Source organism: Trinickia diaoshuihuensis (genome assembly GCF_003390925.1).
Lineage (GTDB): Bacteria > Pseudomonadota > Gammaproteobacteria > Burkholderiales > Burkholderiaceae > Trinickia > Trinickia diaoshuihuensis.
This window is the reverse complement of sequence record NZ_QUBS01000022.1, coordinates 1-15,120: the sequence shown is the minus strand read 5'-3', so window position 1 is coordinate 15,120 and position 15,120 is coordinate 1. Positions and strand designations below refer to the sequence as shown.

At 62.3% G+C, this 15,120-nt stretch carries 10 protein-coding genes and 1 pseudogene; 7 read left to right on the top strand and 4 right to left on the bottom strand.

Annotated elements, in window-relative coordinates; genetic code table 11:
• Window positions 1–135 precede the first annotated feature (135 nt).
• The 3 genes from DXT59_RS05320 to dapC form a co-directional block, all read right to left on the bottom strand.
• Complete coding sequence (locus DXT59_RS05320; protein WP_116135885.1) at window positions 136–498, bottom strand: ArsC family reductase; 363 nt, start codon at window positions 496–498, stop codon at window positions 136–138.
• Window positions 498–1,325, bottom strand: a complete 828-nt coding sequence (gene dapD, locus DXT59_RS05315; protein WP_116135884.1) for a 2,3,4,5-tetrahydropyridine-2,6-dicarboxylate N-succinyltransferase — start codon at window positions 1,323–1,325, stop codon at window positions 498–500. Before dapD ends, DXT59_RS05320 begins: the two co-directional genes overlap by 1 nt.
• 95 nt (window positions 1,326–1,420) lie before the next feature.
• The gene (gene dapC / locus DXT59_RS05310; protein WP_420823359.1) at window positions 1,421–2,626 is read right to left on the bottom strand and encodes a succinyldiaminopimelate transaminase; all 1,206 of its coding nucleotides are present in this window, start codon (window positions 2,624–2,626) and stop codon (window positions 1,421–1,423) included.
• Window positions 2,627–2,981: 355 nt separating this feature from the next.
• Between dapC and smc the strand changes: the two genes are divergently transcribed.
• The 7 genes and pseudogenes from smc (at window position 2,982) to DXT59_RS31065 (ending at window position 13,955) form a co-directional block, all read left to right on the top strand.
• Complete coding sequence (gene smc, locus DXT59_RS05305; protein ID WP_116135905.1) at window positions 2,982–6,500, top strand: chromosome segregation protein SMC; 3,519 nt, start codon at window positions 2,982–2,984, stop codon at window positions 6,498–6,500.
• 66 nt (window positions 6,501–6,566) lie between these two features.
• Window positions 6,567–7,808: a cell division protein ZipA C-terminal FtsZ-binding domain-containing protein gene (locus DXT59_RS05300; protein WP_116135882.1), complete on the top strand. Its 1,242-nt coding sequence runs from the start codon at window positions 6,567–6,569 to the stop codon at window positions 7,806–7,808.
• 38 nt (window positions 7,809–7,846) lie between these two features.
• Window positions 7,847–9,901: an NAD-dependent DNA ligase LigA gene (gene ligA / locus DXT59_RS05295; protein ID WP_116135881.1), complete on the top strand. Its 2,055-nt coding sequence runs from the start codon at window positions 7,847–7,849 to the stop codon at window positions 9,899–9,901.
• Complete coding sequence (gene def, locus DXT59_RS05290; protein ID WP_102643457.1) at window positions 9,898–10,431, top strand: peptide deformylase; 534 nt, start codon at window positions 9,898–9,900, stop codon at window positions 10,429–10,431. Before ligA ends, def begins: the two co-directional genes overlap by 4 nt.
• A gap of 300 nt (window positions 10,432–10,731) precedes the next feature.
• Window positions 10,732–12,600, top strand: coding sequence for a PatA/PatG family cyanobactin maturation protease (locus DXT59_RS05285; protein WP_116135880.1), 1,869 nt, complete (start codon window positions 10,732–10,734; stop codon window positions 12,598–12,600).
• Between the two features lie 497 nt (window positions 12,601–13,097).
• A pseudogene (locus DXT59_RS31070) lies at window positions 13,098–13,289 on the top strand (RHS repeat-associated core domain-containing protein); the annotation flags it as partial.
• Between the two features lie 135 nt (window positions 13,290–13,424).
• Window positions 13,425–13,955, top strand: a complete 531-nt coding sequence (locus DXT59_RS31065; protein ID WP_240324408.1) for an F-box protein — start codon at window positions 13,425–13,427, stop codon at window positions 13,953–13,955.
• Between the two features lie 61 nt (window positions 13,956–14,016).
• Here DXT59_RS31065 and DXT59_RS05275 read toward each other — a convergent pair.
• The coding region (locus DXT59_RS05275; RefSeq protein WP_240324406.1) for a pseudouridine synthase at window positions 14,017–15,120 on the bottom strand (1,104 nt) is incomplete at its 5' end.

The window sequence follows — 15,120 nt, the reverse complement described above, 5'->3', positions numbered from 1 at the left end:
GCCGATTCGTTCTTGATAAAAAAATGCCGGCGGTCGAACGCCGGCAGGCGATGCTCGTATTGTCTCGCGACTGGCGCATCGAACGCCAATCCACCGAATGGCTAGGTTCGAGCCCGCACCCGCCGCGAACCGCGGCTAAGCGAACAGCGCCGCATATTCGTCGGCGGAAAAGCCGACCGATTTCACGCGGCCGTCGACGACGACGACAGGCCGCTTCACGACGGACGGCTTTTCCACCATCAGCGCAATCGCGCCTTGCTGCGTTTCGGCGGCCGCCTTCGCGTCATCGGGCAACGCGCGCCAAGTCGTGCCGCGGCGGTTCAGCAAGACCTCGAGCGGGACGCATTCGAGCCAATCCTTCACGAGCGAAGCCGTCAGGCCCGCCTTCTTGAAGTCGTGGAACTCGAAGGCGACGCCGTTCGATTCGAGCCAGGTCCGCGCTTTCTTGACGGTGTCGCAGTTCGGGATGCCGTAGACGACGGTACGGGCCGCGCTCATCAGTCGCCTCGCAGCAGCTCGTTCAGACCGACCTTCGCGCGCGTCTTCGCGTCGACCTTCTTGACGATGACGGCGCAGTACAGGCTGTGCGATCCGTCCTTCGACGGCAGATTGCCGGCCACGACGACCGAGCCCGGCGGCACGTAGCCGTAGCTGATTTCGCCCGTTTCGCGATCGTAGATCTTCGTGCTCTGGCCGAGATAAACGCCCATCGAGATCACCGAGTTCTCTCCGACGATGACGCCTTCGACGACTTCCGAGCGTGCGCCGATAAAGCAGTTGTCCTCGATGATGACCGGGTTCGCCTGCAACGGCTCCAGCACGCCGCCGATACCGACGCCGCCCGAGAGGTGCACGTTCTTGCCGATCTGCGCGCACGAGCCGACCGTCGCCCAGGTGTCCACCATCGTGCCTTCGTCGACATACGCGCCGATGTTCGTGTACGAAGGCATCAGGACGACGTTTTTAGCGATGAACGAGCCGCGGCGCGCGATGGCGGGCGGCACGACGCGAAAACCGCCGGCGGCGAAATCCTCGGCCGTGTAGTTGGCGAACTTCGAGGGCACTTTGTCGTAGAACTGCGAATAGCCGCCGGCCGGCATCGGGACGTTGTCTTCGAGACGGAACGAGAGCAGGACCGCTTTCTTCAGCCATTGGTTGACGACCCATTGGCCGTCCTTCTTTTCGGCCACGCGCAAAAGGCCTTTGTCGAGTTGCTCGATCGCATGCGCGACCGCGTCGCGCACTTCGGCGGGTGCCGCCTTCGGCGAGAGCTCGGCACGATTTTCCCAGGCGTTGTCGATGATGCTCTGAATGTGTTGCGACATGTCGGTAGTTTCGCTAAATGAAGTCTGAAGATGACGGCAAGGGCTGTGCGGGGCGCCTGCGGGTGCCGTGGACCGGCGCGTGCCGCGGGCGCGGATCAGCGCGTGAGGCCGCGGCAGAAATCGACGATGCGTTTGGCGCCGTCGACGCACTCGTCCACGTCGGCGACGAGCGCCAGCCGAACGAAATTGCGGCCCGGGTTCACGCCGTGCGCGGTGCGCGCCAGATACGAGCCGGGCAAAACCGTCACATTATAGTCGGCGTACAGGCGCCGGGCGAACTCGGTATCGGTCAGCCCCGTGCGTTCGACGTTGGCCCATAGGTAGAACGCCGCGTCGGGCAGTCGCACGTCCAGTACTTGCGCGAGCATCGGCGTGACCGTGGCGAACTTGGCCACGTACTTGGCCCGGTTCTCGCGTACGTGGGCCTCGTCATTCCATGCGGCGAGGCTCGCGGCCTGGTAGACGGGCGAGAGCGCCGCGCCGTGATAGGTTCGGTAGAGCAAGAAGCGCTTCAACAGCGCCGCATCGCCCGCCACGAAGCCCGAGCGCATCCCGGGCACGTTCGAACGCTTGGACAAGCTCGAGAGCATGATCAGCCGCTCGAAGCCCCGGCCCAAGCGATGCGCGGCTTGCAGGCCCCCAAGCGGCGGATTCGCCTCGTCGAAGTAGATCTCGGAATAGCATTCGTCGGAGGCGATCACGAAGCCGTGCTTATCCGAGAGCGCGAACAGTTCGCGCCAATCGTCGAGCGTGAGCACGGCGCCCGTCGGGTTGCCAGGCGAGCAGACGTAGAGCAACTGCGTGCGCGCCCACACGTCTTCGGGCACGGCCGCGTAGTCGCAGGCGAAATTGCGCTCCGGATCGCTATTGGCGAAATAGGGCTCGGCGCCCGCGAGCAGGGCCGCGCCTTCGTAAATTTGATAGAACGGATTCGGGCATAGGACGATCGCGCCGGGCCGCGTGCCGTCCACGACCGTTTGCGCGAGCGAAAACAGCGCCTCGCGCGAACCGGAGACCGGCAGTACTTCCGTGGCCGGATCGAGCGCCGGCAGACCGTAGCGGCGCATCGCCCATGCCGCGATGGCTTCGCGCAGCGGGGCCGAGCCGATCGTCGCCGGGTAATTCGACAGCGTATCGAGCGCACCGACCACGGCTTCGCGGATCAGGGCGGGCGTCGCATGTTTCGGCTCGCCCAGGCCGAAGCTGACATGGGGCAAGCCGGCGGGCGGCGTCGCGTCTTTGAACAGCGCGCGCAGCTTTTCGAACGGATAGGGCTGGAGGCGGTCGAGTAGAGGGTTCACGTCGGGCTCGGCGGGCACGGTTGCGAGGGCTCGTCTTGCATGCGGTTTTCGCAAGCCGTCCTCGTGCGGGAAAAGGGCGTCATTATAGCTTGGCACGCGAGCGCCGGCGCCGTCGTGCCCGCGTGTGGCCGCCGTGCCGGCGCGGGCGCGGGGCCCCCGCGATGGTATGATTGCCACTTGCTCGCGGCTCGCGCGCGCGGCTCTCGGCCGCGCATGCGTTTCGCGACACCAAAAGCATCGCGGCGGCGGCTCGCCGCGCGTGCGCCGCGGCGGCGTGGTTCGCCGGTCGCGGCGGCATGCGTGGGCTCAGCCGGCCGCGTTTTTGTTCGACCTTCATCAAAACAGCGATATCGCCGTGCGTCTGACCTCGATCAAACTCGCTGGCTTCAAGTCCTTCGTCGATCCCACGCATTTCCAGGTACCCGGCCAGCTCGTCGGCGTGGTCGGTCCCAACGGATGCGGTAAGTCAAACATCATCGATGCCGTGCGCTGGGTGCTCGGCGAGTCGCGCGCCTCGGAACTGCGCGGCGAATCGATGCAAGACGTCATCTTCAACGGCTCGACCGCGCGCAAGCCGGGCAGCCGCGCGAGCGTCGAGCTCGTGTTCGACAACTCCGAAGGGCGGGCGGCCGGACAGTGGGGGCAGTACGGCGAGATCGCCGTGAAGCGCGTGCTCACGCGCGACGGCACGTCGAGCTACTACATCAACAACCTGCCGGCGCGGCGGCGCGACATCCAGGACATCTTCCTCGGCACGGGCCTCGGCCCGCGCGCATACGCGATCATCGGCCAGGGCATGATCGCGCGCATCATCGAGGCGAAGCCCGAAGAGCTGCGCGTGTTTCTGGAAGAAGCCGCGGGCGTCTCGAAGTACAAGGAACGCCGCCGCGAGACCGAAAACCGTCTGCACGATACGCGCGAGAACTTGACCCGTGTCGAGGACATCGTGCGCGAATTGGGCGCGAACCTCGAAAAACTCGAGGCGCAGGCGATCGTCGCGACGAAGTTCAAAGAATTGCAGACCGACGGCGAGGAGAAGCAGCGTTTGCTGTGGCTGTTGCGCAAGAACGAGGCGGCGGCCGAGCAGGCGCGTCAACAGCGTGCCATCGCCGAGGCGCAGATCGATCTCGAAGCGCAAATGGCGAAGCTGCGCGAGGTCGAGGCCGACCTCGAAACCTTGCGTGTCGCGCACTATGCGGCGAGCGATGCGATGCAAGGCGCGCAGGGCTCGCTCTACGAGGCCAATGCCGAAGTGAGCCGGCTCGAGGCCGAGATCAAATTCGTCATCGAATCGCGCAACCGCGTGCAGGCGCAGATCGCCGCGCTCACGGCGCAGCGCGAGCAATGGCAGGCGCAGGCGGAAAAAGCGCGCGACGATCTCGAAGAGGCCGAGGAGCAACTGGCCGTCGCCGAGGAAAAGGCCGCGCTCGCCGAAGAGGAAGCGGCCGCCAAGCACGACGAGTTGCCCGCACTCGAAGCGCGCTGGCGCGATGCGCAAACTCAACTGAACGAGGAGCGCGCCGGTATCGCGCAGACGGAGCAGGCGCTCAAGCTCGAAGCCGCGCATCAGCGTAACGCCGATCAGCAATTGCAGCAGTTGCAACAGCGCCATGAGCGGCTCAAAGCCGAGGCGGGCGGGCTCGACGTTCCCGACGAAGCGCAGCTCGAAGAGCAGCGCATGCAACTGGCCGAGCAGGAAGAGATTCTGAGCGAGGCGCAGGCGCGTCTCACGGCGGCGCAAGACACCTTGCCGCGTGTCGAGGCCGAGCGCCGCGAGGCGCAAGAGCGCGTGCAGAGCGAAAGCGCGCAGATTCATCAGTTCGAGGCAAGGCTCGTCGCGCTCAAGCAATTGCAAGAGAACGTGCAGACCGAGGGCAAGATCCAGCCTTGGCTCGACAAGCACGAACTCGGCGCATTGCCGCGCTTGTGGAAGAAGCTGCATGTCGAGGCGGGCTGGGAAGCCGCGCTCGAATCGATCCTGCGCGAACGGCTGGCCGCGCTCGAGATCTCGAATCTCGACTGGGTGCGTGCGTTCGCCACGGACGCGCCTCCCGCCAAGCTCGCTTTCTATGCGCCGCCCGCGGCGGGCGCGCCGCGTGAAGCGCCGGCCGGGCTCACGCCGCTGCTTTCGCTCGTGCGCATCGACGATGCGGGCTTGCGCGCCGTGCTCACCGAATGGCTCGGCGCGGCGTACATCGCCGACGATCTGACGCAGGCGCTCGCGATGCGTGCCCAATTGCCCGAGGGGGCAATGCTCGTCGTCAAGGCCGGCCACGTCGTGACGCGCGTGGGCGTGCAGTTGTACGCGGCCGATTCCGAACAAGCGGGCATGCTCGCGCGTCAGCAAGAAATCGAAAACCTTACGCGCCAGTTGCGCGCGCAGACGTTGCTTGCCGACGAAGCCAAAACCGCCGCGATTCGCGCCGAAGCGGCGCACACTCAGGCGTCGCAAGCCGTCACCGATGCACGCGCCCAAGTCGAGCGCGCGACCCAGCGCGTGCATGCGTTGCAACTGGAGGTGCTCAAGCTCACGCAAGCGCACGAGCGCTATACGCAGCGCAGCACGCAGATTCGCGAGGAACTCGAAGAGATCACCGCGCAAATCGAGGAGCAACGCGCGCAGCGGGCCGAATCGGAGGCGAATTTCGAGCGCCATGACGGCGAACTCGCTCAACTGCAGGCGCGTTTCGAGGACAACCAACTCGCGTTCGAAGCGCTCGACGAATCGCTGTCGGCCGCGCGCACGCAAGCGCGCGATCTCGAACGCGCGGCCTCCGATGCGCGCTTTGCCGCGCGCAATATGGCGGCCCGCATCGACGAGTTGAAGCGCAGCATTCAAGTCGCGCACGAACAGAGCGAACGTATCGCGGGGACGCTCGAGGACGCGCGCGCCGAACTCGAAACGATCAACGAGCAAACCACGCATACGGGCTTGCAAGAAGCGCTCGACGTGCGCTCGCAGAAGGAAGCGGCATTGTCGGCGGCGCGGCTCGAACTCGACGATTTGACGGCCAAGCTGCGTCATGCCGACGAAACCCGGCTGACCGCCGAGCGTTCGCTGCAACCCCTGCGTGACCGCATTACCGAACTGCAGCTCAAGGAGCAGGCGGCGCGCATCGCCGGTGAGCAGTTCATCGAGCAGCTTCAGGCCGCGGGCGTGGACGAGGCGCAGTTGCAGGCGAAACTCTCGCCCGACATGAAGCCGTCGTACCTGCAAGGCGAAGTCACGCGCATCAACAATGCGATCACCGCGCTGGGGCCGGTGAACATGGCCGCGCTCGACGAACTGGCGGCGGCCAAGGAGCGCAAGACGTTCCTCGACGCGCAGTCGGAGGATTTGACGCGCGCCATCGAAACGCTCGAAGACGCAATCCGCAAGATCGATCAGGAAACGCGAACGTTGCTGCAAGGCACGTTCGACGAAGTGAACCGTCATTTCGGCGAGCTGTTCCCGCGCTTGTTCGGTGGCGGACAGGCGAAGCTCATCATGACGGGCGACGAAATTCTCGATGCGGGCGTTCAGGTGATGGCGCAGCCGCCGGGCAAGAAAAACTCGACGATTCACCTGCTCTCGGGCGGGGAAAAGGCGCTTACGGCGACCGCGCTCGTGTTCGCCATGTTCCAACTGAACCCCGCGCCGTTCTGCTTGCTCGACGAAGTGGACGCACCGCTCGACGACGCGAACACGGAGCGCTTCGCGAACCTCGTGCGCGCGATGTCGGATAAGACCCAGTTCCTGTTCATCTCGCACAACAAGATCGCGATGGAGATGGCGCAACAGCTCATCGGCGTGACGATGCAGGAGCAAGGGGTTTCGCGCATTGTTGCCGTGGACATGGAAACCGCCGCGGGTTTCGCCCAGAATATCGTCTAACGAGCGGCGCCGCGCCGGGAGGATGCGGGCGCGGGCCGCGCTACAGGAATGCTTCATGGAGCGTGCATGGACGAGTTGACACTCGGATTGATCGGCGCGGGCGCCGTCGTGGTGGGAGGGGTGGTCGTATATAACGCGTGGCAAGGCGCCAAGGTGCGCCGCAGGATGCCGCGGCCGATGCCGACCGATACCGAGCAGGGTGCCGCGCGCCACGATCATGAGGAGGAGCGGCCCTTCATCGAGCCCGCACGCGGCCCCGCGCGGCGCGATGGTGCCGCGCCCGAGGCGGCGTCCGCCGGCGAAGCCGCGCGCATCGAACCGAGCTTCGGTGCGTCGGCGCCGCTCGATATCCCGGCCGACATCCAGGCCGAAGCGACGACCCCGAATGGCTTCACGCCCGAGCCGCAAGCGCAGTCCGCCGCCGCCGAGGCGACAGCGGACGATGTGCAAGCCGTGACGCCCGCCGCCACGACGATCTCGGCCGCGCCGCCGCATATCGTCGATCGACGCATCGATTGCGTCGTGCCGATCCGCCTGTCGGGCCCGATTGCCGGGGAGAAAGCATCGCCGCTCGCTCAGCGCTTGCGTCGTGCGGGGAGCAAACCGGTCTATATCGAAGGCAAGCCCGAAGGCGGCACGAACTGGGAATTGCTGCAAAGCGCTCAGCGTTACGAGGAGCTTCGCGCCGCGGTCCAGCTCGCGAACCGCGGCGGCCCGCTCAACGAGCTCGAGTTCTCGGAGTTCGTATCGGGCGTGCAGCAATTCGCCGATGCGATCGACGGCGCCCCCGAATTTCCCGACATGCTCGAAACGGTCTCGATGGCGCGCGAACTCGACGGCTTCGCGGCTCAGTGCGACGCGCAGTTGTCGATCAACGTGTTGTCGGACGGCGCGCCGTGGTCCGCCAACTACGTGCAGGCGGTCGCCTCGCAAGACGGCTTGCTACTTTCGCGGGACGGCACGCGCTTCGTCAAGCTCGACGCCAAGCAGAGCCCCGTCTTTATGCTGCAATTCGGCGACACGAATTTTCTGCGCGACGATTTGACCTACAAGGGCGGTCAAATGATCACGCTGATCCTCGACGTCCCCGTGGCCGATGAAGACATTCTGCCGTTCAGGCTCATGTGCGATTACGCGAAATCGTTGGCCGAGCGTATCGGTGGCCGCGTCGTCGACGACCAGCGCCGGCCGTTGCCCGAACAGGCGCTCCTGGCGATCGAGAAACAACTGATGACGCTTTACGCGCGGCTCGAGGAGGCTGGGATTCCGGCAGGCTCCCCGGCGACGCGCCGGCTCTTCAGCCAGTAATGCGCGCTTGAGTACGTCTTAACAACAATACGAACGATATGGCTCGCAAGCACGCCGAATCGCCTCCACCGCTCGATAACCCTGCCGAGCGCGCCGTTTGGTTGCGCGCGGAGCTGGAGCGGGCGAACTATCAGTACTACGTTCTCGATCAGCCGCAAATTCCCGATGCCGAATACGATCGGCTCTTTGCGGAGCTGCAATCGATCGAGGCCGAGCATCCCGATTTGATCACGCCGGAATCCCCGACGCAGCGCGTCGGCGGTGAAGTCGCGACCGGCTTCGCATCGGTGGTCCATGCGCTGCCGATGCTCTCGCTGAACAACGGGTTCGCCGATGAGGACGTGACGGCGTTCGACAAACGGGTCGGCGATCGGCTTGGCCGGACGCCGGTCGAGTATTCGTGCGAATTGAAATTCGATGGGCTCGCGATTTCGTTGCGTTACGAAGAAGGCCGCCTCGTGCAGGCCGCCACGCGCGGCGACGGCTCGACGGGCGAGGACGTGACGCAAAACGTGCGTACCGTGCGCTCGATTCCCCTTCGGTTGAAGGGCGGACCGGTTCCTCGCGTGCTCGAGGTGCGCGGTGAAGTGCTAATGTTCCGGCGAGACTTCGATCGCCTCAACGCGCATCAGCGCGAGGCCGGCCAGCGCGAGTTCGCTAATCCGCGTAACGCGGCCGCGGGCAGTTTGCGCCAGCTCGATTCGAGTATCACGGCTCAGCGGCCCCTGTCGTTTTTCGCCTACGGTATCGGTGTATTGGAGGGCATGGAGATGCCCGACACGCACGATGCGCTGCTCGATTGGTATATCGAACTCGGCCTACCCGTATGCGGCGAACGCGCGACCGTCTCGGGAGCCGACGGGCTGATCGAGTTCTACCGGCGTATCGGCGAAAAGCGCAAGTCGCTGCCGTACGACATCGACGGGGTTGTCTATAAGGTTAATCGCAAGGCGGACCAAGATGCGCTCGGCTTCGTGTCGCGTGCGCCGCGTTTCGCGCTTGCTCATAAATTCCCGCCCGAGGAGGCGCTGACCGAGTTGCTCGACATTGGCGTGAACGTCGGGCGTACCGGCGCCATTACGCCGGTGGCGCGTTTGGCGCCCGTGTTCGTCGGGGGCGTGACGGTGACGAATGCCACGCTGCATAACGAGGATGAAGTTCATCGCAAAGACCTGCGCGCAGGCGATACGGTCATCGTGCGTCGCGCCGGAGACGTCATCCCCGAAGTCGTCGGACCCGTGCTCGAACGCCGCCCCGAGGGTGCTCAAGCCTTCGTTATGCCGACCGCGTGCCCGGCGTGCGGCTCCGCGATCGAACGGCTGCCCGGCGAGGCAGTGGCGCGTTGCACGGGGGGGCTCGTGTGCCCGGCCCAGCGCAAACGCGCGCTCCAGCACTTTGCGCAGCGCCGCGCCCTCGATATCGACGGGCTTGGCGAAAAAATCATCGAGCAACTCGTGGAGCAAAATCTCGTCCGGACGCCGGCTGATTTGTTCAACCTGGGCTTTTCGACACTCGTCGCGCTTGAACGCTTCGCCGACAAATCGGCGCAAAATCTGATCGATTCGATCGAGAAGGCCAAGCACACGAAGCTCGACCGGTTCATCTTCGCGCTGGGTATTCCCGACGTCGGCGAATCGACGGCGAAAGATCTTGCGCGCCATTTCGGCTCGCTCGATCCTGTGATGAATGCCTCGGTCGAAACATTGATGGAGGTGGAGGGCATCGGCCCGGTCGTAGCCGAATCGATTCATCAATTCTTTGCCGAGGAGCACAATCGCACAGTCATCGATCAATTGCGTGCGCCCGGCAAGGTCACTTGGCCCGAGGGGCCGCCCGCGCCGCGCGCGCCGCAAGGCGTGCTGGCGGGCAAAACGGTCGTGTTGACCGGTACGCTGCCGACGCTCTCGCGCGAACAAGCGAAGGAGATGCTCGAAGCAGCCGGTGCGAAGGTGGCCGGCTCGGTGTCGAAAAAAACGGATTACGTGGTGGCGGGCGCCGAAGCGGGAAGCAAATTGGCGAAGGCCGAGGAACTCGGCATCGCGATTCTCGACGAAGACGGTATGCGTAAGCTCCTGGAGGGCGACAATCCATGATTCGTGACATTCTCAAAATGGGCGATCCGCGTCTATTGCGCATTGCCCAGACCGTCGAGCACTTCGATACGCCCGAATTGCATGCGCTGATCGCGGATATGTTCGAAACGATGCATCATGCGAACGGCGCGGGGTTGGCGGCGCCGCAAATCGGCGTGGATTTGCAGGTCGTTATCTTCGGGTTCGGCCATAACGATCGGTACCCCGAGGCACCGCCCGTGCCCGAGACGGTACTGATCAATCCAACTATCACGCCTGTGTCGCAAGACATGGAAGAGGGCTGGGAAGGGTGTCTGTCCGTGCCGGGCATGCGCGGCGTGGTCAACCGTTTTTCGATGATCCGCTACCACGGCTTTGATCAGTATGGGCAACCGATCGATCGCGTCGCCGAAGGTTTTCATGCGCGTGTCGTGCAGCATGAGTGCGATCATTTGATCGGCAAGCTCTATCCGATGCGGATCACCGATTTTTCGAAGTTCGGTTTTACCGAGGTGCTGTTCCCGGATCTCGATCCGAATAGCGACGATTGACCTAGATACAAAAGCACCGAAGCGGGCGCGGCGTTCACTTGAGCGCCGTTACCCCGCGAAGTAACGTCCTCCCCCTCCCTTGTCGGCCTTGGCCGAGTCGCGTTAGCTTGACGAAACTCGCAGATTGCGAGATTTGGCCGGCTTCGAACACCTGTTCGGCGGCGTGTGTATTTTCGTCCTCCTTGTATCAATTAACAGGTTCCTCTTCAATGCCATCGGGTACGATGGGTTTTACTTCATAGCGAAATATGGCTCGCTTGTTGGAAATATGGCGATGAACTCATTGATGCCGCGGATTGAATGAAAAAAATCTGGCTCGATATCGCTTCGTTGCAAGCGGAGACATTAGGGGAGCCGGCGATATGTATTGCAGTGTTGGATGGCCCTGTCGATCTGCAGCACCCTTGCTTTATCGGTGCCTCATTGGTTTGCGAAGGGATCGCTTTGCCGCCACTATTGGATAATGAGGACCTTTATTCCCATGGCACTCATGTTGCGAGCGTAATATTTGGGCGAGGGGCGATCAATGGCATTGCACCGAAATGCCGAGGAGTTCTTGTAAATATATTTCGAGATACAGGAGAGAGAAGGGAGGGGGTGTGTTCTCAATCCTATTTGGCTTATGCAATCAATTTGGCGGTCCATCGCGGCGCAAACGTAATAACGATAAGCGGTGGACAGCTCGCGAGGTTCGGCCCGGAGGATGCGGAACCTTTGCTCGTGCGTGCGCTGGAGAACTGCGCCCGGAGCAACGTGTTGATCATTGCGGCTGCGGGTAATGACGGTTGCGCCTGCGTCCATATACCGGCGGCGCTGCCCGGGGTGCTCGCGGTGGGTGCGCTAAGCGAATCCGGATCACCGCTGGATAGCAGCAATTGGGGAAGTGCATACCGGCACCAAGGAATCCTTGCACCTGGCGAAAACATACTAGGTGCGGCGCCCGGAGGGCGCATCGATAGAAGGAACGGCACGAGCTTCGCGACGCCGATCGTTGCCGGTGTTGCGGCATTACTGATGAGCCGGCAGCACGTAGAACGCGGAAAAATCGACGCTCCGGCTATTCGTGCGGCACTAATAGAGACTTCGCGGCCTTGCAGGCTGGCCGGCGATTCTCGTGTTTCGCAGAAATGCATGGCCGGTGTTATCGACGTCGCCGGAGCGGAAACCCTGATGACGAAGGTCAAGCCAAAGGAGAGAGGGATGTCGAATTTGAATGATCTCAGTTCGGAGGCGAAGTTTGGATTCGGAGTTCAGGATCCGTTGCTCTTGAATCATAATTTTTCGGTTGACGTCCATGCGTCATGCAATAACGAAGATTTAATTTCTCCGTCGTCCGCGGTGCAAAGTCCCTCCGTTTCAGTTGCGGACAGGTCCATGGAAGAAGAGGGTGCGTCGGAGAGTTGTTCCACATGCGGCGGTCCCCAAATCGTCTATGCATTGGGCGAGCTATCTATTGAATTTAAGACGGAATCATCTCGAGCGGGATTCGGTCAGGTATTGAATGGTGCGGATATCCGTCACTATTTGCGTGAGCATCTCGATGAAGCTTCGACCGTTTACTGGGTCTTGAAATTGGACGGCACACCCATCTACGTGGTTAATCCCGCTGGGCCTTTTGCGCATGTGGTTTACGAAAAGATGCTCGATTTCGTGCTCGATGATGAGATCGAGCGCGTCTCAGTACCCGGTTATTCGACCGGGCGAGGCTCGGTAACGCTGTTGTCCGGTGAGGAAGTGCCGGTGTTGGTTCCTCCCGCCGGGCGCGGCATGTTTAGCTGGTCCACCAAGGCGCTGCTCGACCTAGTGGTGGACGGCAACGAAGATCAAGCCCTGAGGAATCACCTCGAAGAGTTTTTGAATAGGATTTACCACGATTTCCGTAATGCTGGCAGTTCGCCCCGGGAGCGTGCTCTGAATTTTGCGGCAACCAATCTGTTTCAGGCTGTCGATGTGCTCAAGCGGGCAACTGGGGAGGGGCGAGTCCTGGAAAGCATTCGGGTTGAGAAGAGCGTTCTCGCTCGTTCAGGGGAGGATCTCTACGAGGTAAAGATGCGCTTTTTCGACCCCGAAAACGTTCTTCGAGCAAAACGGGCTTTCCGCTTTACCGTTGACGTAAGCGATGTGGTCCCGGTCTCAGTAGGGCGTGTGCGCGCCTGGAGCGAGGCTTGAACCATGCGACTTCCTGATCAAACCGGTTCGTCGGATGCCAAAACCAAAGATCAGAATGGCGTAGGTACCGTTATTCGGAAAGTGCTCAACCGAGCCGGGATACCCTCATGTGAGGGATGTAAGGCGCGGGAGCGAATGCTCAATAATTTGTTCAAAGCCAATGTTAAAGAAAGATAAGTTTTTATAATTGGTCGATCGAATCAAATGGAAGTGATCTGTGTTTTTGCAACCGATGGAGGGAAATATGAATTTGCCTTTTCAATGCCAGGCCGTTGATCGTTTGCAGCGAGGCTATTTTCCGTTCTCATCTCTTGGAGTAAGGATGTCAGGCAGCAATTGCGGGTCGGGGCAATGGTGTTGCGTGGGCCTGGATGGGCCGCGGTGCGAGGAATGTCCGGTAAAAACTTTCTGGGGCACGTGTGCGACGCCCTGGGCGACGACTTGTGAGCTCCACGCTAGTGTTCCTTGTCCGGATTGTTGCTGATACCTGCGCTAAAATGACTACAATTCTCCGTTTTACAGCAGCTTCTCGGGATCCCATCGTAAGCGGCTATCCTTTGGGGAATGGGTATCGATGGTATTTGCCGCCGCTAATGCGATTCAATGCACCTGATAGCTTGAGCCCGTTTCATGCGGGTGGCCTGAATCCATACAGTTATTGCAAGTGCGACCCGATTAACGGAACAGATCCGACGGGGCATGTCACGGTGCCCATTGAGGCGCTCGAAGGAATCGGGCGAGACGATGCCATAGCGGTGACAAGAGCAGCGACATCCGCGGACAGCGGGGCGCCGCACCCAGCGCTAAAGGTCTCCGAGCCTGCCTTGGGGGAACCGTTAAGTCGGCCTGCGACGGATGGTAACGCCGCTGCGGCGAGCGGACCGGCTCATTCGTCGATCGCGCGTCTCTCCGCGCTCGAGCGGGTTCCGGTGGAAGCGATGTCGAACATAGTTTCGCACCTTAGCGGGAATGACATAGAGAGCCTCTCGCAGTCCTCTTACACCATGCGAAATCTCGTGGACCTCTCGATGCCGTCGGCGGAAGATGCTTATCGACTCCTTGAAGGTACGGGGGCGTCAAATCTTCATGTCGCTAGGGATACGCTAGCAAAGTCATTTTATGCGATCAGAGGGGAGCTGAACGGGATCACTCGACGATTGCTTTATAAATATCAATTTGATCCAAAGGAATTGTACGATTTGTTGGATTACCTGAATCCTACCGAACGCGGAAATTATGAATTTTCGATCATGGATCATCAGGACAGATTTATTGGCGGTGTGCGCGAGGATGCGCCTTATTTCCCGTTTTACCAGCATGACGTATGGCTGCGTCAATGGGCGGACTATTCGTAACTGGAGGCTACCGTCTCGGCGATGTGCAAGAAACGGTAGCGTTTCCGAAAGACGACGGGTTTCAGAACGCCTCGTCCGGCAGCAGATACCGCCACTTCCCCTGTGGGAGGGCGCCGAGCACGACGCTGCCCATCCGCACCCGTTTGAGGCCGACGACGTGCAGTCCGACAAGCTCGCACATGCGCCGAATCTGCCGCTTCTTGCCTTCGCGCAGGACGAATCTCAGTTGCTCGCCGTTTTGCCAACTCACTTTGGCGGGTTTGAGCTGGGCGCCATCGAGCGAAAGGCCGTGGCGAAGGAGGGCGAGCTTTTCCGCGGGGAAGTGGTCGGCTACGTCGCTCGTGCGATCGCCGTAGCTGACGCGCACGAGATACTCCTTTTCAACGCCGGAGTTCTCGCCGATCAACTGCTTGGCGATGCGGCCATCCTGGGTCAACACGAGCAGACCGGTCGAATCGATGTCCAGGCGGCCCGCCGGCGCAAGCGCGCGCAAGTGGCTCGCAACGAACCGGGTCGTCGCGCGGTCGCCGTCCCAATGGTTGGCTGCCGTGATCAACGTGATGGCCGGCTCGTAGCCGTCCTCGGCCTGGCCTGATACATAGCCGACCGGCTTATGCAGCAAGATAGTGACTTGGCGCGACTGCGCGGCTTGAGCGTCGCGCGTCACCTCGATATGCTGGTCCGGACGTACGCGTGAGCCTAGCGTGTCGATGCGCTCTCCGTCGACGCGCACCCAGCCGTTTTCGATCCATTCGTCCGCTTCGCGGCGCGAGCACAGGCCCAGTTCCGACATGCGCTTGGAGAGCCGAACGAGGCCCTCGTCCCCGCCGGTAGTGGCGTTACGGGCGGCTTGCAAAGGTGTCGCCTTTACGGGCTTGGCTACGCGCGCCGCGGGTTTGGTCGCTGCCGCATCCGCTCGCTTGCCTAGCGGCGGGCGGGCGCGCGTCTCCGACGATGCGCGGCCTTCGCGATGACCCTGTTTCGCGCCCGTGCCCGCACGCGAAAAACCGCCTTCCCGACGAGCCGCAAAGGAGCCTGAAGACGTGGTGGCGCCTGCTTTCGCCGCGCGATCGAACTTGCGCGCCGGCGCAGCACCCGTGGCGCGGGAGGCCGGCTCCCGCGCCGCGCGTTCACCCGCGTCGCGCGACTGACGGTCGCCGCGAGG

Excerpts from the sequence above, each read along its gene's own strand:
- DXT59_RS05300 (WP_116135882.1), top strand. The coding sequence starts at position 6,567 with ATGGACGAGTTGACACTCGGATTGATCGGCGCGGGCGCCGTCGTGGTG.
- ligA (WP_116135881.1), top strand. The coding sequence starts at position 7,847 with ATGGCTCGCAAGCACGCCGAATCGCCTCCACCGCTCGATAACCCTGCC.
- def (WP_102643457.1), top strand. The coding sequence starts at position 9,898 with ATGATTCGTGACATTCTCAAAATGGGCGATCCGCGTCTATTGCGCATT.
- dapD (WP_116135884.1), bottom strand. The coding sequence starts at position 1,325 with ATGTCGCAACACATTCAGAGCATCATCGACAACGCCTGGGAAAATCGT.
- DXT59_RS05285 (WP_116135880.1), top strand. The coding sequence starts at position 10,732 with ATGAAAAAAATCTGGCTCGATATCGCTTCGTTGCAAGCGGAGACATTA.
- DXT59_RS05320 (WP_116135885.1), bottom strand. The coding sequence starts at position 498 with ATGAGCGCGGCCCGTACCGTCGTCTACGGCATCCCGAACTGCGACACC.